The sequence below is a fragment of the Micromonospora sp. DT41 genome (assembly GCF_049841715.1).
Lineage (GTDB): Bacteria > Actinomycetota > Actinomycetes > Mycobacteriales > Micromonosporaceae > Micromonospora > Micromonospora profundi.
In genome coordinates this window covers 337838-360574 of record NZ_JBNCKU010000007.1, presented here as the reverse complement: position 1 = coordinate 360574, position 22737 = coordinate 337838, and the positions used below count along the sequence as shown (strand labels likewise).

General features: G+C 72.6%; 18 protein-coding genes and 1 pseudogene. 5 read left to right on the top strand and 14 right to left on the bottom strand.

The window, feature by feature from the left end:
* The first annotated feature begins 76 nt into the window (after positions 1 to 76).
* From ACLQ23_RS16585 to rocD, 4 genes are all read left to right on the top strand, one after another.
* The gene (locus ACLQ23_RS16585; protein ID WP_425880782.1) at positions 77 to 217 is read left to right on the top strand and encodes a hypothetical protein; all 141 of its coding nucleotides are present in this window, start codon (positions 77 to 79) and stop codon (positions 215 to 217) included.
* Positions 218 to 444: 227 nt separating this feature from the next.
* Complete coding sequence (locus tag ACLQ23_RS16580; protein ID WP_355631018.1) at positions 445 to 1323, top strand: DUF308 domain-containing protein; 879 nt, start codon at positions 445 to 447, stop codon at positions 1321 to 1323.
* 393 nt (positions 1324 to 1716) lie between these two features.
* On the top strand, positions 1717 to 2532 hold the full coding sequence (gene ddaH, locus ACLQ23_RS16575) for a dimethylargininase (RefSeq protein ID WP_355591426.1): 816 nt from the start codon (positions 1717 to 1719) through the stop codon (positions 2530 to 2532).
* Complete coding sequence (gene rocD, locus ACLQ23_RS16570) at positions 2532 to 3746, top strand: ornithine--oxo-acid transaminase (protein WP_355591423.1); 1215 nt, start codon at positions 2532 to 2534, stop codon at positions 3744 to 3746. The genes ddaH and rocD overlap by 1 nt, the downstream gene beginning before the upstream one ends.
* Before the next feature lie 54 nt (positions 3747 to 3800).
* On the opposite strand, the gene ACLQ23_RS16565 is transcribed toward rocD, so the two are convergent.
* From ACLQ23_RS16565 to ACLQ23_RS16540, 6 genes are all read right to left on the bottom strand, one after another.
* The gene (locus tag ACLQ23_RS16565) at positions 3801 to 4955 is read right to left on the bottom strand and encodes an FHA domain-containing protein (protein ID WP_355591139.1); all 1155 of its coding nucleotides are present in this window, start codon (positions 4953 to 4955) and stop codon (positions 3801 to 3803) included.
* Positions 4956 to 5122: 167 nt separating this feature from the next.
* Entirely contained in the window at positions 5123 to 6175 is a 1053-nt protein-coding gene (locus ACLQ23_RS16560; RefSeq protein WP_355591136.1) for a fatty acid desaturase family protein, read from the bottom strand.
* Positions 6176 to 6310: 135 nt separating this feature from the next.
* Positions 6311 to 10009, bottom strand: coding sequence for an SCO7613 C-terminal domain-containing membrane protein (locus ACLQ23_RS16555; protein WP_355631021.1), 3699 nt, complete (start codon positions 10007 to 10009; stop codon positions 6311 to 6313).
* A gap of 132 nt (positions 10010 to 10141) precedes the next feature.
* Positions 10142 to 10462 (bottom strand): divalent-cation tolerance protein CutA, encoded by a 321-nt coding sequence (gene cutA / locus ACLQ23_RS16550; protein WP_355631024.1) that lies wholly within the window; start codon positions 10460 to 10462, stop codon positions 10142 to 10144.
* A 9-nt stretch (positions 10463 to 10471) separates the two neighbouring features.
* Positions 10472 to 11488 carry a 1-acyl-sn-glycerol-3-phosphate acyltransferase gene (locus tag ACLQ23_RS16545; RefSeq protein ID WP_355631027.1) on the bottom strand — a complete coding sequence of 339 codons (1017 nt, stop codon included), beginning with the start codon at positions 11486 to 11488 and terminating at the stop codon, positions 10472 to 10474.
* Positions 11488 to 12321, bottom strand: coding sequence for a patatin-like phospholipase family protein (locus tag ACLQ23_RS16540; protein ID WP_355631030.1), 834 nt, complete (start codon positions 12319 to 12321; stop codon positions 11488 to 11490). The genes ACLQ23_RS16545 and ACLQ23_RS16540 overlap by 1 nt, the downstream gene beginning before the upstream one ends.
* 166 nt (positions 12322 to 12487) lie before the next feature.
* On the opposite strand from ACLQ23_RS16540, the gene ACLQ23_RS16535 reads away from it, so the two are divergent.
* Positions 12488 to 14029 (top strand): serine/threonine-protein kinase, encoded by a 1542-nt coding sequence (locus ACLQ23_RS16535; RefSeq protein ID WP_425880781.1) that lies wholly within the window; start codon positions 12488 to 12490, stop codon positions 14027 to 14029.
* A gap of 44 nt (positions 14030 to 14073) precedes the next feature.
* Here the strand turns inward: ACLQ23_RS16535 and ACLQ23_RS16530 are convergent, their stop codons facing one another.
* The 8 genes and pseudogenes from ACLQ23_RS16530 to ACLQ23_RS16495 all read right to left on the bottom strand — a co-directional run bounded on the left by ACLQ23_RS16530 (position 14074) and on the right by ACLQ23_RS16495 (position 22617).
* Positions 14074 to 15129: a glycosyltransferase family 4 protein gene (locus tag ACLQ23_RS16530; RefSeq protein WP_355631042.1), complete on the bottom strand. Its 1056-nt coding sequence runs from the start codon at positions 15127 to 15129 to the stop codon at positions 14074 to 14076.
* A 166-nt stretch (positions 15130 to 15295) separates the two neighbouring features.
* Positions 15296 to 15967: a BON domain-containing protein gene (locus ACLQ23_RS16525; RefSeq protein WP_355591119.1), complete on the bottom strand. Its 672-nt coding sequence runs from the start codon at positions 15965 to 15967 to the stop codon at positions 15296 to 15298.
* A gap of 174 nt (positions 15968 to 16141) precedes the next feature.
* Positions 16142 to 17656 carry a S1C family serine protease gene (locus ACLQ23_RS16520; protein ID WP_355633147.1) on the bottom strand — a complete coding sequence of 505 codons (1515 nt, stop codon included), beginning with the start codon at positions 17654 to 17656 and terminating at the stop codon, positions 16142 to 16144.
* 62 nt (positions 17657 to 17718) lie between these two features.
* A complete protein-coding gene (locus ACLQ23_RS16515) occupies positions 17719 to 19275 on the bottom strand; it encodes a HAMP domain-containing sensor histidine kinase (RefSeq protein ID WP_355591113.1) in 1557 nt (518 codons plus the stop codon).
* Positions 19272 to 19973, bottom strand: a complete 702-nt coding sequence (locus ACLQ23_RS16510) for a response regulator transcription factor (protein ID WP_030336721.1) — start codon at positions 19971 to 19973, stop codon at positions 19272 to 19274. Before ACLQ23_RS16510 ends, ACLQ23_RS16515 begins: the two co-directional genes overlap by 4 nt.
* 97 nt (positions 19974 to 20070) lie before the next feature.
* On the bottom strand, positions 20071 to 20682 hold the full coding sequence (locus ACLQ23_RS16505; RefSeq protein ID WP_355591110.1) for a PadR family transcriptional regulator: 612 nt from the start codon (positions 20680 to 20682) through the stop codon (positions 20071 to 20073).
* Positions 20683 to 20972: 290 nt separating this feature from the next.
* Entirely contained in the window at positions 20973 to 21914 is a 942-nt protein-coding gene (locus ACLQ23_RS16500; RefSeq protein WP_355631193.1) for a lysophospholipid acyltransferase family protein, read from the bottom strand.
* Positions 21911 to 22617: pseudogene (locus ACLQ23_RS16495) on the bottom strand (GNAT family N-acetyltransferase). The gene ACLQ23_RS16500 and the pseudogene ACLQ23_RS16495 overlap by 4 nt, the downstream one beginning before the upstream one ends.
* Positions 22618 to 22737: the final 120 nt, after the last annotated feature.

Here is a 22737-nt window from a genome sequence, read left to right as displayed (position 1 = left end):
CGAACCCAACCGCATCGACAATGAACGATCACACGCGCGGGGCCGGAACGCCCGACATCAGCCGTGAACGATCGAGGTGAGTGTGGATGCTCGCCCGACGTACCCCGGTTGGGTCTGGTTGACCGGCTATGCGCTCGACGGCAAGGGCCTGGCCGTCGACCGCCGGGAGGTGTACGTGCAACTGGCCGGGGTGCGCGTGCTCTACGCGGACCGGTGATCTCGGGTTCCTGGAAATCGCGGTATCCCAGATGCGGGGATACCCCGCCTTCAAGGAACCCGAGTCGATCAAGGGAAACCCCGCGGCGTCGGCGGCGCGGAGCTGGCGCTGAGCTCGGCGTACCCCGTGTTGGTGTCAGGAAACGCCCATCGGGGTATTTCAGGGCGGTACCGCGTGGGGTGCCACCCGATCCTGTCGGCCACCACGCATTCAACAGGAGGTGTGTAGTGGTCAGGATTCCTTCGCTGTCCCGCCGGTCCGAGCCGGCGCCGACGCAGGACGAGAACGTCGACGGTCGCGACACCCCGGTGAGCGATCGCGAGAACACCGTGATGACCGGGGGCCGGTCGAACGACAGCACCGCCCGCCCGGTGGTCACGGACCGGAACGCCGACCAGACGACGTACCGCAGCGACGCCGCGCCCACCGAGCAGGCCGGCTCGGCGGGGCGGCCCTCCGAGCAGGCCGCCGAGCGGCGGGCTGCCGAGCGGGCCGCCGTGGCCCGGGCCGCGACCGCCCGGCCGGTAGATGGCGACGCCCGTTCCACCATGTCGGCGGAGCGCACCGCAGCGGCGGACACCGACACCCGCGCGGTCGACCGAGCGGCGGACACCGACACCCGGCCCGGCATCGCTTCGACCCGCGGGCGCACCGACGAGCGGGACACCGACCTCGACCCCACGACCCGGCGGTCCGACACGACGGACCGCGCTGTGACCGACCGTCCGGTCGACCCGACCCCGGACCGGGCTGACGCCGAGCCTGCTGTCGTACGCGGCCCGAAGCCCCGCGCCAGCCTGCTCGCCACCCTCGGCCTGATCGTCGCGGTCGCCGGTGCACTGTTCGTGCTGACCGGCACCCTGGCCGGGTACGGCATCGGGCTCGGCGCGTTCGGCGCGGTGCTCTCGGTCCTCGGCCTGATGGCCACCCGCCGTCGGCACGTCGCGGGCAAGACCGACGCGCTCTTCGGCATTCTGATCGGGATCTCCGCCGTGGTGATCGGCGTGCTGGCGATGACCGGTCAGTTCGTGTGGCCCACCACCGACGGCGACTGGGTGCAGCGCTTCCGGGAGTGGCTTGACTCACAGTTTGTCGACCGTTTCTAGCGGGCACTGTTCGGCTCGCCGGTGGTGCACCGGCAAGGCCGGCGGTTCGTCGGCAGCCCGACTTCCCGGTGGTTCACCGGCCGGGCAACACTCGTTGAGGGGCGGCGATTCGCCGCCCCTCAAGTGTGTCTACGGTCCGGCAGAGTTCCGGGTCGGGCGCGTCCCCAGCGCCCGGACGCGCCAACCAGAGGCCCGAAACCCGAATCGGGCTCATCAAGCCACCGCTACGCAACAGATCGTATCCAAAGGCGGCTTAGACGCAACGAATCTTCGGTCTGCGCAACTCTCGACGGTGGATCCTGCCGCTGACGCCGCATAACGTTGGGCAACGGCGCCAGCCCGTGGGCCACGGTGGCCGGGGCGCGCCCGACCCGTGGGAGCAGGACCATGACGATGGACGCCACCAGCCAGCACCTGTTGATGTGCCGGCCGACGTACTTCGCCGTCGACTACGCGATCAACCCCTGGATGGACCCGAACGCACCGGTGGACACCGCGCTGGCCGTCCGGCAGTGGGAGCAGCTGCGCCAGATCTACAGCGACCTGGGCCACTCCGTCGAGGAGATCACCCCGGTGCCCGGCCTGCCCGACATGGTCTTCGCCGCCAACGGCGGCACCGTGATAGACGGCAAGGCGATGGCCGTGCAGTTCCGCGACCCGCAGCGCGCCGACGAGGCGCCCGCCTACCGGGCCTGGTTCGAGGCCGCCGGCTTCCAGGTGTACGACCCCAAGCACGTCAACGAGGGCGAAGGCGACATCCTGCTGGCCGGTGACCACCTGCTGGCCGGCACCGGCTTCCGCACCGCGCACGCCGCCCACGCCCAGTTGCAGGAGGTCTTCGGCTACCCGGTGGTCACCCTGCAACTGGTCGACCCGCGCTTCTACCACCTGGACACCGCGCTGACAGTGCTCGACGAGCGGACCGTCGCGTACCTGCCCGAGGCGTTCTCCCCCGGCAGCCAGGCCGTGCTGCGGCGTCTCTTCCCCGACGCGGTGCACGCCACGATGGCCGACGCCGAGGTGCTGGGGCTCAACGCGGTGAGCGACGGCCGGCATGTGGTGCTGCCCGTCCAGGCCACCGACCTGGCCGCCGCACTGCGCGACCGGGGCTACGAAACCATCGGCGTCGACCTTTCCGAGCTGCGTAAGGCCGGCGGCGGACCGAAGTGCTGCACGCTGCGACTCCGTCAGGGAAAGGCAAGCAAGTGATCGTGGATGACATTTTGCGTACGCCGGGAGCGGTCCGGGACGCCGAGCGCTGGACGGCGCACAACTACCACCCGCTGCCGGTGGTGATCTCGTCGGCGGAGGGCGCCTGGCTCACCGACGTGGACGGTCGCCGCTACCTGGACTGCCTGGCCGGCTACTCGGCGCTCAACTTCGGCCACCGGCACCCGCAGCTGATCGCCGCCGCGCACGCCCAGCTGGACCGGCTGACGCTTACCAGCCGCGCGTTCATCCACGACCAGTTCGCCGACTTCTGCCGGGAGCTGGCCGAGCTGTGTGGCAAAGACCTGGTGCTGCCCATGAACACCGGCGCCGAGGCGGTGGAGACCGGCATCAAGGTCGCCCGCAAGTGGGGTTACCAGGTGAAGGGCGTGCCCGCCGGGCAGGCCAACATCGTGGTCGCCGAGGGCAACTTCCACGGCCGGACCACCACCATCGTGAGCTTCTCCACCGACGAGGACGCCCGCGCGGACTTCGGGCCGTACACCCCGGGGTTCACTGTCGTTCCCTACGGCGACCTGGCCGCCCTGACCGCAGCCATCGACGAGAACACGGTGGCCGTGCTGCTGGAGCCGATCCAGGGCGAGCAGGGTGTGGTGGTGCCGCCGGAGGGCTACCTGCCGGGCGTACGCCAGGTCTGCACCGAGCGGAACGTGCTCTTCATCGCCGACGAGATCCAATCCGGCCTGGGGCGTACCGGCGCGACCTTCGCCTGTGACCACGAGGGCGTCGTGCCCGACATGTACCTGCTGGGCAAGGCGCTCGGCGGCGGCATCGTGCCGGTGTCGGCGGTGGCCGCGAACGCCGACGTGCTCGGTGTCCTCAAACCCGGCCAGCACGGCTCCACCTTCGGCGGCAACCCCCTCGCGTGCGCGGTGGCGATCGAGGTGGTCCGGCTGCTTGCCACCGGCGAGTTCCAGCGCCGCTCGGCCGAGCTGGGCGAGCGGCTGCGTGCCGGCCTGGAAGCCCTGGTCGGCAAGGGCCTGGTCGGCGTACGCGTGCGCGGCCTGTGGGCCGGCCTGGACATCGACCCGGCGCTGATGAGCGGCCGCGAGGCGTGCGAGCGGCTCGCCGAGCGCGGAGTGCTCGCCAAGGACACCCACGGCTCCACCATCCGGCTCGCCCCGCCGCTGGTGATCACCGAGGAGGAGATCGACCTCGCGGTGGCCCAACTCGCCACAGTGCTGGCCAGCTGACCCGGTACGTGTGCGGAAGGCGGGCGTCGGACCTCCGGCGCCCGCCTCCGCGCGTCAGGGACGGGGCAGGCGCATCGCCATCGTCGGGGCCTCCGCCATCACCGACGTGGGGGTGAACGGGGCACCGGTGGGCAGTTCCTCGGCCCTACCGATCTGCACCCCCGGATAGAGCTCGACCATGTCGGCCTCACCCAACACCCTCGACTGCTGGGGGGCCAGCGGGATCCGGTCCGACTCGGCCATCGAGCCGGAGGGCCGGATGCCGGAACCGTTGGTGCTGATGTCGGTCACGATGACCTCGCCGACCCGCAGCTCGAAATGGACGTGACCACGGCTGATCCACCGCCGCGCCTCGTCGTTGAGCCACTGCCCGAGCATGATCCCGCCGTCCTGCTCGGGGGCACGGCCGGCCACCACCGGCTGGTCCTCGGTGAGCACGAACCGCCGCCGGACCAGGCCACCGACGCGCACCGCGAGCACCTCGCTGCGCGGCCGTGGGCCGCCGTCACCGAGCCGTACGCCGTGCCGAGGGCAGGTGGGCACGCCGTTGCGCAGAGCGGGCGGTGGCTGCGCCGCCGGGCTGCGGTCGGCCCCTCCGGTCAGGTCGGCGAACGCGCCGCCCCCACCGCCACCGCCGAACAGCGCGCAACCCGACTCCGCGCACCGCCACTGGCGGGCCAGCAGCTTCACACCGGTCGGCGAGCGCTTGCCGGCAACGGGTGTGTGCCCGCCGCCGACGTGCGCGATGAACACCGGCCCACCAGCACCGGGCACCGGGGCCACCACCCGACCGGGCTGCTCGACCAGCCAGGGGAACCGGCCGCGCAGGCCGTCGAAGCGGACCCGGCTGAGCACCGGCAACCCGAGCAGGTCGGCGACCTCGAGCATCCGGTCGCCGGGGTTGTCGAGCACCTCGACGAGGCCGTCGTCGGCCCAGCGGCGGACGACCATCCGCTCGTTGGAGGTGAGGTCCGCGTCGGAGAGCAGAGCCCGGTGCACCACTGCGTACACCTGGACGCTGTCCTCCTCCAACTCGCGGGAGAGCGCGTCGATGACCATGCCGAGGCGCAGCAGGCTTGCCGGCCGGCCGCCGTCGATGTCCTGGTAGCGGATCACCTCGGCCAGGTCGAGCACAGCTCGCGCCAGCGACGGGTCCGTGCAGACCCGACCTTCGATGGCATCGAGCACCTTGCTGATCTCGAACCTCATGAGGCACTCCGCCTGATCTCGTTCGAGTCATCTCGTACCGCGTGTGCGGTGAGCAGGTCTGCCATGCGCCGACCCTACCGGTGCCGGCCGCCGGCATCGACCAGCGGCCGGGACCACTCGAACCGCGCAGCGGCCGACCCACTCGAACCGCGCAGCGGCCGACCCGCTCAACCGCGCAGCGGCCGGCCCACCTCGTGCAGGTGGCCGAGCGCCTGCCGGTACGACTCGATCAGCCCGGTCTCGGCGTACGAGATGCCCTGCTCTGCGCAGTAGGCGCGGACGATCGGCTGGGCCCGGCGCAGGTTGGCCCGTGGCATGTTCGGGAACAGGTGGTGCTCGATCTGGTAGTTGAGCCCGCCCAGCGCGGTGTCCACCACCCGGCTGCCCCGTACGTTGCGCGAGGTCAGCACCTGCTTACGCAGGAAGTCCAGCTCGTCCTCGGCGGTCGGCATCGGCATGCCCTTGTGGTTCGGCGCGAACGCGCAGCCCATGTACAGGCCCCACAGCCCCTGGTGCACGGCGGCGAAGAGCAGCGCCTTGCCCGGTGACATGACCGCCAACAGCAGTGCCACGTATCCGGCGGTGTGCGCGAGAAGCAGGCCCGCTTCGACAGCACGGTGCCGCATCGGCGTGGCGTACCGGCCGTCGGGGTTGCGGCCGACGATCGCCCGGATGCTCGCCACGTGCAGGTTCAGGCCCTCAAGCAGCAGCATGGGGAAGAAGAAGTACGCCTGCCGCCGCGCCATCCACCGACCGAACCCGCGGGTCTGCGCCGCCTGGTCGTACGTCCACACCAGGGCGCCCGCGCCGACGTCCGGGTCCTCGTCCTCGTGGTTCGGGTTGGCGTGGTGCCGGTTGTGCTTGTCGACCCACCAGCCGTAGCTGAGCCCGACCGCGAGATTGCCGGCCATCAGCCCCACAAACTCGCTGGGACCACGCCGACGGAACATCTGCCGGTGCCCTGCGTCGTGACCGAGGAACGCGACCTGGGTGGTAGCCACCGCCAGCAGGGCCGCGAGCGGCACCTGCCACCAGGAGTCGCCGACCAGGAAGACGGCCACCCAGCCGACCACGAAGGCACCGAGGGTGAGCACGATCCGGGCGACGTACGAGGCGGGGCGGCGCTCCAGCAGGCCAGCCTGACTGATCCGTCGGGACAACTGTGCGTAATCACTGCCTCGCCGTTGTACCGGCGGTTCCGCCACCGCTCCGAGCGACATCGTTGCTCCCCGTTCCCGGTTCACACCCGCACCGGATGGCCCGGGGTTCACTGTTGAGTCTCCGGGAGCCAGTTGCGCTGAGTAACCCTGACAACCCCCGGGTGGGGGGTAGGGCTCGCCCTACCCCCCACCCGCTCAGCCCAGCCGGCCCACCGCGTCGCGCAGCCGTGCCAGGTCGCGACGCCGCCGCTCGTAGGTGGCGGCGAGCGCGATCAGCGCCAGCCCACCCACGCCCAGGTAGAGCCACCGGGGCAGCAGGTCCCAGCTGAGGGCCACCTCGTGCAGCGCCAGGACCGCCAGCACCGCGCCGCCGAGCACCACCGGAGCCTGCCAGCGGCGGGTGGCACCGCCCAGCACCGTGCCCAGCGCCGCCGCGCCGAGAAGCAGCCGCCGCCAGGGCTGCGGGTCCGACCCGGCAAGCACCGACACCAGGCTCGGCAGCAACGCCGCGGCCAACCCCGGGCCGAGCGCCAGCCAGCTCGTCAGGTCGGGCCGGGTGCGCAGGGCCAGCAGGCCCGCGCCGAGGGCGAGCGCGGCGGCCGGCACTGTGTACGCCTCCAGCACCGTCACCCCGCCGGACTCCAGCAGCGCCCACACTCCGATCAACTCGCTCACCGCGGCGATGCCCCCGAAGGCCCACCGCCGGCCAGCCGGCTCGCCTCGGCGCAGTAGCCGCAGCGCAACGGCCACACCCCAGAGCACACAGATGGTCGGGAAGTGCCGCGTCGACCCGATGGTCAGCAGCGCCGCCACCACCGCCACGGCCTGCGCGGCGGCGTCCAACACCCGACCGATCCGGGCGCGTGCCTCCGACGGCGGAACAGCCGACGCCGCGGGCTGCGCCTGTGCGGCCACCCCAGGCTGCGCGTGTGCGCTCCCCGCAGGCTGCGGCGAGTCGGCCACCGGAGCGGTCCCCGCCCGTCGCGGCCGTGCGGTAAGCGCACCGAGGGCGAGGACCACCGCGGCCACCGCCAGCAGCGGGTACGCCGCCGCGCGCAGAGGCTGCCCGTCAGCAAGCGGAGCGGTCACCGCAAGCGCACACGCGGCCCCGATCGCCGCGAGGCAACCGGTGACCCGCACCCCGGTAGCCCGCGCCGCGACGGCGACGACCACCGCCGCCACGAGCAGCACGCCCTCTGCGGCGAGCGTGCCCGCCCGGTTGGCCACGAGCCCCGCCAGCCCGACCGCGACAAGCACCGCCCCCACCGGTACGGCGATCGGCGCGAGCGCCGGCCGAGGTGCGGCCAGGGCGGCGTACACAAGCGTGGCCACTCCGGAGAGCAGCATCGCGGCCGGCAGCACGGGCCAGGGTGCGCCCGCCGCCACGAGCAGCACCGGCAGCGCGGCAGCGGCGAACGGCAGCGCGGGCAGCCACGGCGGGCGCACCTCTCGACCGAGCAGGACGGCGACGAGCGCCACCGCCACCAGCGCCAGCCCGGCGGGGAACCGCTCCGGTTCGGCGACGACGGTCGGCACACCGGACCAGAACTTCCCCCACCCGTCGTACGGCCTCACGAGCGCGCTCAGCACCGTCGGCAGCGCCGCCAGCACGGCGACCCCCGCCAGCACCACACCCGCCACCGCGTTCAGCGCCCCCGGCAGGCCGACCACCGGCGGCCCTCCGACCGTCGGCGGTCCCCCGATTGCCTGCGATCCCCCGACCGCCGACGGTCCACCGATCACCGGCTGAGGGCCCGACGTGTCGCCGGCTGCCGGCTGCTCCCCCGAACCGGCCGGCTCGGCACCGGTAGTCGACAGGTCCCACCGGGCGACGAACGCGACGCCGAGCGACGCCAGCGCGGCGTACAACGTCACGGGCTCGTCGCGCACCACGACGATCGGCGCGAGCCCGGATACGGCCGCCACGAGAGTGGCGCCGCCAACCGCGTACCCGGTCAGGTTCTCCCGGTGGCGACGCACCAGGAGCACCCCGGCCAGCGCCAGCCCGGCGGTCGCCAGCGCGGCGCGGGCCTGCCACCAGGGCGCTACGCCCGCCGCGAACAACGCCACCACGGCGATGCCGGGCAGCGCGACCTGCGCGACAGCCAGACCGACACCCGCAACCCACCGGTACGGCCCGACGGCACGGCGCACCGTCAGCGCCACACCGAGCACCGCCACGGTGCCGAGCACCACCAGGAACCCGACCGGGGCGGCCAGCGCCACCAGCAGCGCGTGGGCGAGCAGAACAGCACCGCCGAAAGCCCAGCTCAGCAGGATGGCCGGGCGGGTCGACGGACGGACCAGCGCGGCGAGCAGCAGCACGACCCCGCCCGCCAGGTCCACGGCGACCACCGCCGGCCACGACGCCGTCCAGGCGATGGGTACGGCGAGCAGCACCGCCACCCCGCCGGCCGACGCGAGCACCCCCCACACGCTGCGGGGCAGCAGTAGCGCCGCCGCGCCGAACGTCAACGCCACGGCGGGAGCGACCTGCCAGCCCCAGGCCAGGTCCGGTCCGAGAGCAGCCCCATCCCACGGCGGCAGCGACCGGGCGGCGCTTGTGAACGCCAACGTGGAGGTGATCACCAGCGCGACCTGCGCCGCGCCTACCGCGACCAGGAGCGCCCCGACGCGCGGGCCGGTCTGCCAGCCGGCCGGCAGCAGCCGCACCGCACCGGCCAGGCCGAGTGTCACCATCGCCGCGGCGAACAGCAGCAGCGACGGCCGCAGTTCGCCCACCGGGCGCACCAGTGCGGCCGCGAGCACCGGCACCAGCAGCCCTGCGGCCATGGTCCGCAGCATCGGGCCACCAATCAGCCAGGCCGTTCCGAGCCCGGTCAGCGCGACCAGCAGAAGCGGCGCCCCGGCCAGCAGCGGCGAGTCGAACGCCTGGCCGTACAGCAGCGGCACCAGGGCGCAGGCTGCGGCGCCGAACAGCGCGAGGATCTGGCCGACGCCGGCAACGATCTGGCCGGCGAACCGGGCCGAACCGGGCCCGTTACGCAGCGCGTAGAGCACCGCCAGGTTCAGCAGCGCCACCCCGAGCAGGACCAGCGTCCAGCCGGTCGCACCGAAATCGGTCCCCGCGGCGAGCAACGGCAGCACCGGTTGGGCTGCCAACAGCGCGGCGAACCACGGCCCGGTCAACCCGCTCAACCGGGCGTACCCCACGGCGATCGCCGCGCTGGCCCCCCCGACCAGCGCGGCGTACCGGGTGCCCGGCCAGTCGGTCACCCCGCCCAGGTTCACCGACCAGGCCGCGTACCCGTCGAGCAGCACGAGGAGCAACCCCACCGCGGCGAACGTCTCCGCTGTGCCCCGCAGACCTCGACGGACCGCCACCAGCGGGGCGGCAAGCGTGAGCGCGGTTACCGCGGCGAGGATCAGCGCCCGACCAGCGACCCCCACCGACGCCCACGCCACGGCCGTGAAAACCACCGCCGCCGTGCCGAGCAGGAGTCCACCCAGGACGAACAGCAGACCCTGCACCGTCCGGGTCGAGGTCTCCGCCGCGCGCGGCGGAGAACCCGTCGGGACCACCGGCGCCGGGGTGAAGAGGCGCCCCGGCACCGCCTGCGGGCCTGGCGCAACCTGCGGCACCGGCATGACCAGCGGCGCTCGAGCGACCTGCGGTGCCGGCATGACCGGGTGCGCCGCGCGGACGACCGCCGCCAGCTCGGCCCGTCGCCGCGTGGCCGCCGTCAGCTGTCCGGCCAACTCGGTGTACGTCCGGCGAGCCCGCTCCACCTCCGGCTCCAGCCGGGCGACCTCCCGCCCGAGTCGGACCACCTCGGCCGCGAGCGGGTCGGGTGGGCGGCGGCAGCCGGCGCAGCCGGCCTTCAGATCAGCCGAGGCACCGCAGGCGGGGCAGGGGTAGCGGGTGTCGTCCACCCGGCCATCATCCAGGCAAGATCGAAGACTGCCCAGAGTGCGCGTACCTAGGTGAGCGTTTCCGAACTGATAAGTGGGCTGCCCTGGACGTTCATGTACGGCGGGGCGGCCTGGCGGCTGAAACTCCCGACGTCAGGGCCGCGTGTGCTCGTGCACCCACGTGGCGTAACCGGGGTGGCCGCTCTCCACTCTGGACACCAGGATCTCCGGCACCTCGTACGGGTGGCTGGCGCGGATCTGTTCCACCAGCGCGGCGAGCCGGTCCGGCGCGGTCTTGAACTGCACGGACCACTCGGTGCTGGTGTCCACACCAGAACGCCACCAGTAGGTGCTGTCCACCTGACCGCCTACCTGAGCGCAGGCGGCGAGCCGTCCCGCGACGGCTGCGGCCGCCAGCACGTCGGCGACCGAACGCGCATCCACAACCGTCGTCACCACGCAGATATGGTCCACGAGCGCACCCTACGCGGGGCCGTCCCGATTGGCCGCGATCCAGGTGTCAATCTGCGCCCACCAGTCATAGAGCCAGTCGATGCGCTGCTGGCGGCCGGTCGGCACCTCCTCCGGCGGCACCGACCAGAACCGCATGACGATCCGCTTGTCCATGGGCAGTTCCCGCCACACGTCGGCGACGGTGAGCATCCGGTCCAGGCCGGTGTGGGCGACGAAGATGACCCCGGCGTCCGGGGCGGCATCCAGCGCCGCGAGCATCCCTCCGGGCTGCGGGGCGAGCACGTGGCGCATCCGTTCGGCGCGCTGCGCCATCCGCTCCAGGCCGAGGGAGCGCAGCCGGGCGATGGCGCGCAGCCGCCGCTTCGGTGTGAAGTTGCCGCCCTCCGGGAAGATCACGAAGGCGTCGTCGTCGTCGAGGCCGGCGGCCAGGTGCCCGACCTGGCGTACGGTCTCCTCGCCCCGCTCCGGCGTGGGCGCGATGAACCGGCTGGGCAGGCGGTTGAGCAGCACGTCGATCGCCGGGTCCCACTGGAGGCTGTCCTTGAGCACGATCCGCGGCTCCCGGGCGAACCAGTTGACCAGAGCGTGGATCAGGATGAACGAGTCGCCCGGCCCTGCGTGCCGGCACAGCACCACCTCGGGCCGGCCGGGCAGAGCGGTGTCGGGATCGGTGCCGACCACGTCGATGCTGAGCCGCAACGCCCAGCGGGCCTGCCAGAACAGCACCCGCAGGAACCAACCGGCAAGCACGTAGTGCGCGCGCTGGAACGCCGGCGAGCGGGTGCGCCAACCGCAGCCCGAGACGACCCACAGAATGAAGAGCGCAAGCAGCGCGGCGGCGTCCCAGACCAGGTAGACGCAACCGATCCAGAGCAGTCGCAGCGGGCGCAGCCGGCCCGGGACCAGCGGTGAAGCGGCGATGGCGAGCAGCGCCCAGACCGGCAGCGTGGTCACCACGGTTATAGCGAGCAGAACGACAGCGGGGGCGATCAACAACCGGCGTAGCCACCTCGGAGGCAGCGGCATCACCGCTCCACGTTGGCGGCGAGATACCGGCGTGACGCGGTGTACGCCCGACTTATCCGCCGTCCCACCGCCGCCATGTCCCGGTACGCCCACGGTGTGTCGTCACGTGGGTCGAGACCACCGGTCGGCAGGACGTGCACCTCGACCCCCTCGGGTAGCGCGGCCATCTCCCGGAAGAAGCGGTGCCTGCGGGAGATCTCGAACGCTACCTGCGCGATCTCCCAGGGCCGCCGGGGCGGCGTCAGGTCCCGCTCGATCCGCCCCACCTGGAGGACGAAGATCTGGCTCGCGCCGACGGCCACCGCCTCGCCGATGGGGATCGAGTTGACGATGCCACCGTCCACGTAGTGCGCACCGTCGATCTCGGTGGGTGGGAGCAGCCCTGGCACCGAGGCGGACGCCAGGACGGCCGGCACCACCGGGCCAGTGGTGAACCAGTGCTCGGCGGCCCGCTCGATGTGGGCGGCACAGCAGCGGAACGGCACCCGCAGGTCGGCGAATGTGGTGTCGGATCCCAACTCGGACTCCAGCAACCGGCGCAGCGGCCGGGGCGAGTGCAGGTGGGTGCGGGCGGCGAAGCGGCGCAGTTGCCTGGCGACCGAGTCGCCGTACACCTCGCTGGCCTCGGGTGACGCCCAGAGCCGGACCAGCCGGTCGGTCACCCCCTCCGACGGGTCGGCGGCGACCAGCGCGCCGTTCACCGCGCCGATCGAGGTGCCGAGCACGATGTCGGGTTGGATACCGGCTCGGAACAGGGCACGCAGCATGCCCACCTCGACCGCGCCGAGGACTCCGCCGCCGCCGAGGACGAACGCCACCGGTCCCCCTGCCATGTCTCTCATCCTGGCACGGGCCCGCCTCCCGCCGACGGGGCACCATCGCAGGATGGCCGGCGCAGGGCGGGTTCCACCCACCGACGGTTGAGGTGATCGGCGTTGACAGGCACGACACATTCGCGCAACCTGATACCGCTCCCACCCCCGAGGGCAGGTGCGATCAGTGAACGCAGCACTCCAGCCGGGCCGATTGCTGGCCCGCAGGTACCGGCTCATCGACCAGATCGGTGCGGGCGGCATGTCGGTCATCTGGCGTGCCCGGGACGAGGTGCTCGACCGGGTCGTGGCGCTCAAGGTGCTCGCGCCGTCGCTGGCTGCGGACGCGCGGTTCCGGGACATGGTGCGGGAGGAAGCCCGGGCCGCCGCCCAGTTGGTGCACCCGCACGTGACATCGGTGCACGACTACGGCGAGACTGTCGACCCGGACGGGTCGATCACCTCGTTCGTGGTGATGGAGCTGCTCAGCGGCGAGGAACTGGAGCTGCGGCTCACCGAGGGGCCGCTGCCGTGGCCCGAGGCGGTCGAGGTCGGCGCACAGGTCGCGGACGCGCTGGCCGCCGCACACCGGCTCGGCATCGTGCACCGGGACATCACACCGGCAAACGTCATGATGACCGGGATGGGCGTCAAGGTGCTCGACTTCGGCATCGCGACCCGCATCGGCGCGCCGGACGAGGACGAGGACGGCGGCACCTTCGGCACCCCTGCGTACGTGGCCCCGGAGCGGCTCGACGGCGCTCCCGCACAGCCGGCCACCGACGTCTACTCGCTCGGCGTCCTGCTGCACGAGGCGCTCACCGGCCGGGTGCCGTACCCAGCGGACACCTGGGAGCAGCTCAGCGACGCGCTGGCCAGCGGCCCGCCACCGACGTTTGCCGAGCTGCCGGAGCTGCCCGAGCCGGTGGCCCGGATCTGCCTGCGCAGCCTCTCGCTGGACCCGGTCGACCGGCCGACGGCCCGGCAGGTGGCGACGGTGCTGCGCGGCCACCTGCTGCCGGCCGATCCACCGACAGCGACCATCCGGGTGCCCGTGCCGGCCCCGCCACCGCCCACCTTGGCCCTGCCGGCGACCGATCCGATGTTCGGGCAGGCGACCCATCCGACCGTCGGGCAGACGGCGGGGCAGTCCGAGCAGGCTGCGGTGATCGAGGCCGGGCCGACGGCGGGCGAGGCGGTTTCGGCAGGCGGGCGGCCCCGGCGTTCACGCAGCCGCGTGGCGCTGCTGCTGATCCCGGTGGTCCTGGTGGTCGCTCTGGCACTTGTCGGCGCGGCCCTGCTGCCCGACGGACAGCCGGACCGTCAGGCCCAGCCCTCGACCGGCCCGGTGGCGCCCGCGCCCACCGACCCACCTACCGATCCGCCGGTCGCCGAGCCGTCACTGCCGAGCGTGTCACCGTCGGCGCCGCTGCCTACCGGAGCTCCCACGTCGACGCCGGGCACTCTCGGCCAGGCCGCCAACCGGGTCGAGGGCCTCATCGAGGCCGGGCTCAGCGACGGGGAGATCCGCGCCGACGTCGGCCTCGACCTGCGCAACGAGCTGCGCAACCTGACCGCCGCTGTCGGGTCCGGCCGAGACGAACTGGCCCCGCCGGTGGCCCGGCTGCGCGAGAAGGTAGCGGTCCGGCTGGGTGAGGGCGGGATCAGTCCGGCGTACGCGCAGCGGCTCGACGCCGCCATCGTCGAACTGGGCGCCGCCCGGGTCTGATCCGCGCGTCCGCTCCACCGGCCCGCTTGCGGCGACCGGGCTGTTCAGCGGGCCGCGACCGGGGCCGTCTCGCGGACCTCGGGCCTGCCGATGGCGAAGCGCCGGTAGATGTCCTCGTAGCCGTACGCCATCCGCTCGACCGAGAAGTTCTCCGCGACGTGCGCCACGCAGTCCGCCGGGTTCAGCTCGACCGACGCCCGCAGCGCGGCGGATAGTTCGTCGGGCCGCTGGCAGACCAGCCCGGTCAGACCGGGCCGCACCAGTTCGGGCACCGCGCCGCGGTCGAGGGCCACCACCGGCGTACCGGTCGCCATGGCCTCCAGCATCACCATGCCGAACGGCTCGTCCCACTGGATCGGCATGATCAGGCAGCGGGCGTCGACGAGCATCCGCAGTGTCTCGGCCCGGTCGGCGTTGAGCACCACTGTCACGTCCTCGTCGAGAAGTGGCGCGACGACCTGCTCGTAGTAGCGGCGCTCGGCCGGCTCGTTGCACTTGCCCGCCAGCAGCAACGGCAGCCCGGCCTCCCGGCAGGCTCGGATGGCCACGTCCGGGCCCTTGTCCGGGCTGAACCGGGCCAGCCACAGCACCGGCCCGGGGCCGGGCTCGGTCTTCCGCGGAAAACCGCGCAGGTCCAGCGCGTTGTGCACGGTGCCGGCCCAGGGCAGTGTCGAGTTGAGCCGGCGTTGGGCGTGCGAGATGGCCACCAGCGCCGCGCCCTCGTCGACGTCGCCGAGCACGTCGCCGTACTCCCCCACCGGGTTGCCGTGCACTGTCGCGACTGTCGGTACGGCGCGGCGGCCGGCCACCAGCGGGCCGATCGTCGTGTGGTCGTGGATCACGTCGAAATCGGAGGGGGTGATCATGCGTTTGATCCGGGCCAGGTGCGCCAACTCGGGCAACGACTCGCCGAGCCGCTCGTACTGGACCTCCGCGACAGTGGAGACGAAGCCGTCGGCGTCGGTGCCGTGCTGCTCGCCGGCACCGAACAGGGTCACCGCGTGCCCGTGCGCTGCCAGCGCGTCCACCAGGCCGGCGACCACCTGCTCCAGGCCCCCGTAGCCGGGTGGCGGCACCGACAGCCACGGCGGAACCACCATCGCGATGCGCAACGACCGCTGCGGCGAGCGGCGGTCGGCAGGCGGGTGGTTCACGACCACGAGTCCTCCCCCGTTGATCCCCCGGTGCGGGTGGCACGCCACCGTGAGGTGCGCGTGCGCGGCGGTTTCCCCCTGGCGTCACCGGTAAACCGGACAAGACGGACGCTCACCCGCCCACCAGAAGCTGGTCGTGGACGACCCGCACCCCCGGCGCAGACCAGGCCACCCGCTCGACCTGGTCCCGTTCCCACCAGGAGCGGACCACCCCGGCGAGGACCAGCGTCTCGCCGTCGACGTCAACCGTCACCCGCTCGGCGCCAAGAGTCCGCGCCAGCGCCCACTGGACGTCCCGGCGCAACCGTTCAGCGTCCGTCGGCGTGGACGGTCGCACCTCGATGAGGTTCGTGATGCCGCGTACGCCGTCCAGACGGCGTACCTCACCTTCTGCGGCACGACGCTGCCACCCGAATTCGACCTCGCCGCGCAGCATCAGCCAACCGTTCGCCACTGTCACGTCGAGCCGTTCGGCAGGCACGAAGCTGTCCCACTCCAGCGCCCGCGAGGCGGCGAGGGCCAGGTCGGCGTCGGTACGCCCCGGAGTCCCCGGCAGGCGTACCTCGATGGTGTCGGCAACCGCCCGCACACCACGTACGCGCCGCGCGCTGCGGACCGCCGCCCATCCCCGCGCGGCGCCGTCCACGTATCCGGTAAGGGTCACGACGCCCCGGTCGACGGTCACGCCTATCTCGTTCGGTTGCAACTGCGGATCCCAGGCCAGTTCGGCCAGGACATCGCGCTGGATCCGCTGATCGTCGCGGACAACCACCACAGCGCTCACGTCACACCCCCGTACGGTCGCCGGTTCGCCTGCCGAACGTGCCGGGCCAACGGGTGACGGCGGTTCACCCGATCCGGGTGAACCGCCGCGCAGTCGAAAAAAGCGGCGGGTGACGGAGCCAACCCCCTTGGCTCCGCCACCCGCCGCCGGAGGGAGGCAGGTTGGGTTTATCGGTCAGGACGTCTCGGCGAGCGTCACTGTTGCCGACTTCTCGGCGCCGTTGCGCTTGAACTGCACCTCGACCCGGTCGCCGACCTTGCCGGCCTGCACCGCGCCGACCAGGTCGTCGGAGTCGTTCACCGGCTTGTCGCCGAAGCGGGTGACGACGTCGCCGCGCTGGAGGCCGGCCTTCTCGGCCGGGCTGCCCGGGGTGACCGACGCGATGAGCGCGCCGCCGCCCTCGGCCTGGTTGACACCCACCCCGAGGGACGGGTGGCTTACCTTCTCGCCGCGCTGGAGCTTGCCCGCGACGTCCTTGGCCTTGTTGCTCGGGATGGCGAAGCCGACGCCGATGTTGCCCGTGCTCTGGCCGGAGGTGGCGATTGCGGTGTTGACGCCGATCACCTCGCCCCGGGTGTTGACGAGCGCGCCACCGGAGTTGCCGGGGTTGATCGGGGCGTCGGTCTGCAGCAGGCCGGAGATCGAGCTGGCCCCCTGGCTCTGCTGGTTCGGGTCCTGGGGCTGGTTGTTGTCGCCGGCCCGGATGGTGCGGTCCCGGGCGCTGACGATGCCCGCTGTCACCGAGCCCTGCAACCCGAGCGGGCTGCCCAGGGCGAGCACCTGGTCGCCGACCTGCATGGCGTCACTGTCGCCGAAGGTGGCCGGCTTGAGGTCGCTCACGCCGTCGGCCTTCACCACGGCCAGGTCGGTCTTCGGGTCCGTGCCGACGATCTTCGCCCGGGCGTTCTTGCCGTCGGCGAAGACCACCTGCACCGAGTCGCCTGCGGCGGAGGCGACCACGTGGTTGTTGGTGAGCACGTAGCCGTCGGCGCTGAGCACCACGCCGGAGCCCTCACCACTGTTGGTGGCGATGGAGACGACGCTGTCCTGAACGGCGGCGGCGATCTTCGGCAGGTCGGCGCTGTTGAGCACCGGGGCCGCCGTGTAGGTGCGGGTGATGCCGTTGTCGCCGTCGAGGGCCAGCGCGAGCGCGCCGCCGGCCACACCGGAGCCGAGCATGAGGGCGAACACCGCGACGCCGGCACCTGCGAACTTGGCGATCCGGCTCGGCCGTGGCCCGGTGCCGGGCGGCGTGGCCTGCGGACCCCACGGAGGCATCGGCTGCCCGGGGTGCTGCTGGTGCTGGGAGTGCTGCTGGTAGGCCATGCCCGGCTGACCCCCGCCGGTCCAGCCGGACTGCTGACCCGCGTACCAGGGCGCGCCCGGGTACTGCTGCGGATAGCCGGGTTGGCCGTGCGTGGGGTGCCCGGAGACCGGGTACGGCGCGGCGGAGGGGGTGCTCGTCGGGGGCTCGTAGCCGGTCGGCTGGCCGGCGTACCCGCTGGATGGGGCCGGCGCGTCGGGACCGGCGGTGGGGTGCGCACCCTCGTCGGTCGAGACGACCTGGACGGGCGTGGTCGGGGAGTCGGTCTGCGCGCGTTCGTCGCGCGGCAGCTCGGCAGTGGGGTGCGACGGCTCGGCGTCGGTGGGTGCCGGCCGCCGCTGCGGGTCGGACTCGAACTCGGTCATGGGACTACCTTCTCCCCAGGCACTGCGACCAACCTGGAATCGCCCTGGAAGTTGGCTGAAAGTCACTCGCCCACGCCCTCGACGTGTGGCACCTGCGGCAGCCGGACCCGGAAGGTGGCCCCGCCGCCCGGCGTCTCCACCACCTCGACCGAGCCGTGGTGAGCGGAGACCAGAGCGGCGACGATGGCCAGGCCGAGCCCGGTGCTGATGTTCCCGTCGGCCCGTCGGGTACGTGCCGCGTCGGCCCGGTAGAAGCGCTCGAAGACCCGCTCCGACTGTTCCTTGGTGAGACCCGGGCCGGTGTCGGCCACCTCCACCACGGCGAGGTTCCCCGGCTCGGCACGCAGGCGCACGCTCACCCGGGCCTCGGGCGGGGTGTGGGTCAACGCGTTCGTCACGAGGTTGCCGATGACCTGACGCAACCGCGCGTCGTCGCCGAACACCACGAGTGGGCCCGAATCGGGCGCGATCTCCAACTCGATACGCCGGTCCGGAGCGATCACCCGGGCCGCCTGCACCGCGTCGGAGGCGAGCACCGGCAGCTCCACCGGGGCCAGCGAGAGCGGCCGCTCCCGGTCCAGCCGGGCCAGCAGCAGCAGGTCCTCCACGAGCAGCCCCATCCGGGCCGCCTCGTCCTCGATCCGGCGCAACAGGCCGGCGGTCTGCTCCGGTGCCCGTGCCGCGCCCTGCCGGTACAGCTCGGCGAAGCCACGGATGGTGGTCAGCGGGGTACGCAGCTCGTGCGAGGCGTCCGCGACGAACTGCCGCATCCGCTCCTCGGAGCGTCGCGCTCGCGCCTCGGACGCCTGGGCGGCGGCAGCGGCGTCGCGGGCGCTGCTCTCCGCCGAGCGGGCGGCGAACTCCGACGCGGCCCGGGCGGTGAACGCTGCCTCGATCTGGGTGAGCATCGCGTTCAGCGCTCGGGAGAGCCGTCCCAGTTCGGAGGTGGGTTGTTCGTGGCCCTCCTCCGGGTCGGGGACTCGGCGGGTCAGATCACCACCGGCGATGGCGGCGGCAGTCCGTTCGATCTCCACGAGCGGTTTGAGGCTGGTCCGGACGATCGCCGCGCCCAATGAGGCGAGCAGGAGCAGTACCGCGCCGCCCACCAGGAGGTCTATCCAGACCAGGCGCTTCACCGCCTGTTCGACGTCGGTCAGGTGCTGACCGATGGCCGCGAGTTGACCGTTGGGCAGCTCCGTGTACAGCATCCGCCAGCGCACGTTGCTGTCCCGGGCGCGGACGGTGAAGGGTTCGCCTTCCAACTGCTCGAAGCCTGCGGCGTCGGTCGGCCACGGCGGCAGGTCGCCCATGCCGAAGCGCCTGTCGTCGAACTGGTAGCCGAGGACCCGGTCGCCGCTCCGGCTTGTCACCACCACCAGGTAGTCGGTCGGGATACCCAACCGGCCCTGCTGCGCGGTCACCACCGCGCTCTCGATGCTGCGAGCCGAGCCGGTGAGCTCGCTGTCGACCTGGCCCACCAGGTAGCTGCGCAGGAAGAACGTGGTGAGCGAGCTGATGACCAGCAGCGCACAGGCGACAAGGGCGAGCACCGCGGTCACGAGCTTCACCCGCAGCGGTACGGCCCGCAGTCGTCCCTTCGCCTGCTGGACCGCTTTCACGCCGCCGGCTTGCGCAGCACGTACCCCACGCCGCGGAGGGTGTGGATCAGCCGAGGTTGGGTGGTGTCTACCTTGCGTCGCAGGTAGGAGATGTAGGACTCGACGATGTTGTCGTCACCACGGAAGTCGTAGTTCCAGACGTGGTCGAGGATCTGCGCCTTGGACAGCACCCGGTTGGCGTTGAGCATCAGGTAGCGCAGCAGCTTGAACTCGGTCGGCGACAGCTGCACCCGCTGCCCGGCCCGGTGCACCTCGTGGGTCTCCTCGTCCAACTCCAGGTCGGCGAAGGTCAGCCGGGAGGGGGCCTGCTCGCCGGTAGTCGTGCGGCGCAGCACGGCGCGGATCCGGGCTGTCAGCTCCTCCAGGCTGAACGGCTTGGTGACGTAGTCGTCGCCACCCAGGGTGAGCCCACGGATCTTGTCGTCGGTGGCGTCCCGGGCGGTCAGGAAGACCACCGGGGTACGCGTACCGCCCTCGCGGAGCATCCGGATGACCTCGAAGCCGTCCAGATCCGGCAGCATCACGTCGAGCACCACAAGGTCGGGCCGGTGATCCTTCGCGGCGTTGAGGGCCGCGCTGCCACTGGTCGCGGTGGCCACGTCGAAGCCCGCGAACCGCAGGCTCGCGGAGAGGAGTTCGAGGATGTTCGGGTCGTCCTCGACGACGAGAAGTCGCGCCTCGGTCTGGGTAGCGGGCATGTGCCCATCATCGGTGACCTCACTGCACCGGCGCTGGACGCTCCCTGGAAAATCCCTGTGAGTCCCGGTCGGCGCGGCGCCAGCTGCGGCCTCTTCGTCAGCGCAGCAGCCGGCGGAGCCCGTCCAGGGTGCCGTCGAGGAGCCGGGTCGCGGTGCGCAGCTGGGTGTCGCTGAACCGCCGGGCGCGCGCCAGGCGGCCGACCTCGGCGGCGAACGCGGCCAACCGCTTGTCGAACTCGTCGAGCAGGTCCGCGTGCGGCCCGTCCGACGACGCCGGCCGGGGCGGCGGGGCGGACGGCTCCCACCGGGTACGCCGGGCCTGTCGGGTGGCCCCGTTCACCTCCCGCTTGAGGTCGCGCGTCGCGTCACTCGCCGCACCGTGCTCCTGGCCGGCGAGGGCGGCGAGGTCCGCCACGGAGGCCGCGATGTCCGCTTCCAGGACGGCCAGCTCGTCCGCCCGCTGGCGCAGCTCGTCCCGACCGGCCTCGGTGATGGAGTAGGTCTTGCGCCCTCCGCCTGCTGTGTGGCTGACCAGGCCCTCGGCTTCGAGGCGCTGAAGCCGGGGATAGATGGTGCCGGCGCTGGGCGCGTACGACCCGAGGAACCGCTCTTCCAGGAGGCGGATCAGCTCGTAGCCGTGCTTCGGACCGTCGTCGAGGAGTTTCAGCAGGTAGAGCCGGAGCCGACCGTGGCTGAACACGGTGGTCACGGCGGCTCCTTCTGGTCGGACTCCACGGGTCGGGCGCGGGCCACGATGCTCCCGGGTGTCGCGGAGGCCCAGAGTTTAACCATCCCGGTGGCGAACACCCGGTGCCACCACGTAATCGGGCAGGAATCCCACCGGCCGCCGGTCGCTCCCTCGGGGACCAGCCACCTCGCCCGCTCCCCCTTTGCTCTGCTTCAACCCGCGCAACGGAATCGGGCTGGATTTGTTGCGTCCGTTGAAGCAGTGCAAAGGGCACGCCGTGGGTGCCCCGGGTCCGGGGCACCCACGGCCTCTCACGCCGCCAGGTCCAGCTCGCGTCCGGTGACGGGCGGCTCCACTGCCAAGGACAGAACGGATGCCGCATACCGCCGGGGGTCAGCCGCGCCGGCCGCCGCGCCGTTTGCCGCAGGCAGCAGGTGTACGGCCGACTCCGCGGCCCGGGCCAGCAACCGCCGGTCGGCGTCACGGGCCGGGTGCAGCGCGGCGGCGATCGTCACAGTGACCACCAGGTCCCGCGCCGCCACCACCCGGGCCACCGAGCGCAGCAGGGTGTCCGCGCCGAGGAACGCGGCTGCCGTGGTCGTAGATCCGATGGCCTCGCACCGGTAGACGAGTCGCAGCGGCACCACCGGGCTGCCCGAGTCGATGGCCGCCTGGAACATGGCCGGGCGGAACCCGCCGCCGGGGCGACACGTCACCGCATCGCCCGCACACCAGGTCGTACCCTCGGGAAAGACCGTGACCGAGCGACCGGCGCGCAGCGTGTCGGCGAGCCGGCGCACGGTGGCCGGCAGCGCCCGTGGCCGGGACCGGTCCACGAAGACCGTGCCTCCGGCCGCCGCGAGCAGGCCGAGCACCGGCCAGGTACGGACCTCGCGCTTCGCCACCAGTCGGGCCGGCGCCACGGCAAGCACGGCCAGGATGTCCAGCCACGAGACGTGGTTGGCGACCAGCAGCGCGCGCCGCCGGGGCAACCGGCCCTTGATCACCAGTCGGACGCCGAACGCCCGCGCGGTGGTCCGGGCCCAACCACGCGCCAAAGCCTGCCGCTCACGCGCCGGCAATGCGGGCAGCACCACCGCCACCCCCACCCCGGCAAGCAGCATCCCGGCCGCCGACACCAGCCGGAGCACACGGCGGGCCACGGGCACGGTCGGCACCTCGCCGGCCGCCGGCAGGCACTGCTCGCCGCAGCCGGACGTCGGCCGCCACAGGTCGTGCGGTACGGCGGTCACCGCCGCGCCTCGCCGAGGAAGTGCCGCAGGTAGCGCGGGTTCATCCGGTCCAGCGAGAAGAGCACGTAGAAGTCCGCGCAACCGAAGTCCGGGTCGTACGACGGCTCGCCACAGATCCACGCGCCCAGCCGGAGGTAGCCGCGCAGCAGCGGCGGAACTGCGGCGCGACCGACAGCGGGGGCGGCGACAGGTGCCGGGCCTGCGCCTGGGCCCACACCTCGGCGACCGTCCGGCCGCCGTCGGCGATCGGGACCGAGGCGCAGCCACCGAGCCAGCGGGAGCCGCGCAGGTGCAGGTACCTGATGATGCCCGCCCACATCAGGTTGATCACCGCTCCGGAGCGGTGGTCCGGGTGCACGCAGGAGCGGCCCGCCTCGACCAGGTCGTCGCGCAGCGGGTCGAGTGCGGTGAGGTCGAACTCGTCCTCGGCGTACCGCCTGTTGGTGCGCCCGGGCGGCAGCAGCCGGTACGTGCCGACCACCTCGCCTGTCCGCTCGTGGCGGACGATCAGGTGGTCGCAGTGGGCGTCGAAGGTGTCCACGTCCAACCCGGCCGCGCCGGGACGGAGGGTGGCGCCGAGCTCGGTGGCGAACACCTCGTGGCGCAGGCGTTGCGCGGCCGCGACCTGGGTGGGGTCGTCGGCGATCAGCAGGGTGTATCCGCTGGTCGTCAGGGGTGCGCCAGCGGCATGCAGAACGGCCATGGGACCTGTGTAGGTGCCCCGGGTGCCATCGGCGGTGACCACCGGTGTCGATCGGATGAACGGCGGCCGGCCGATGGACCCGACCGCTGTCGTGCGAGGCTGCGGGAAGACCGGCGCCGG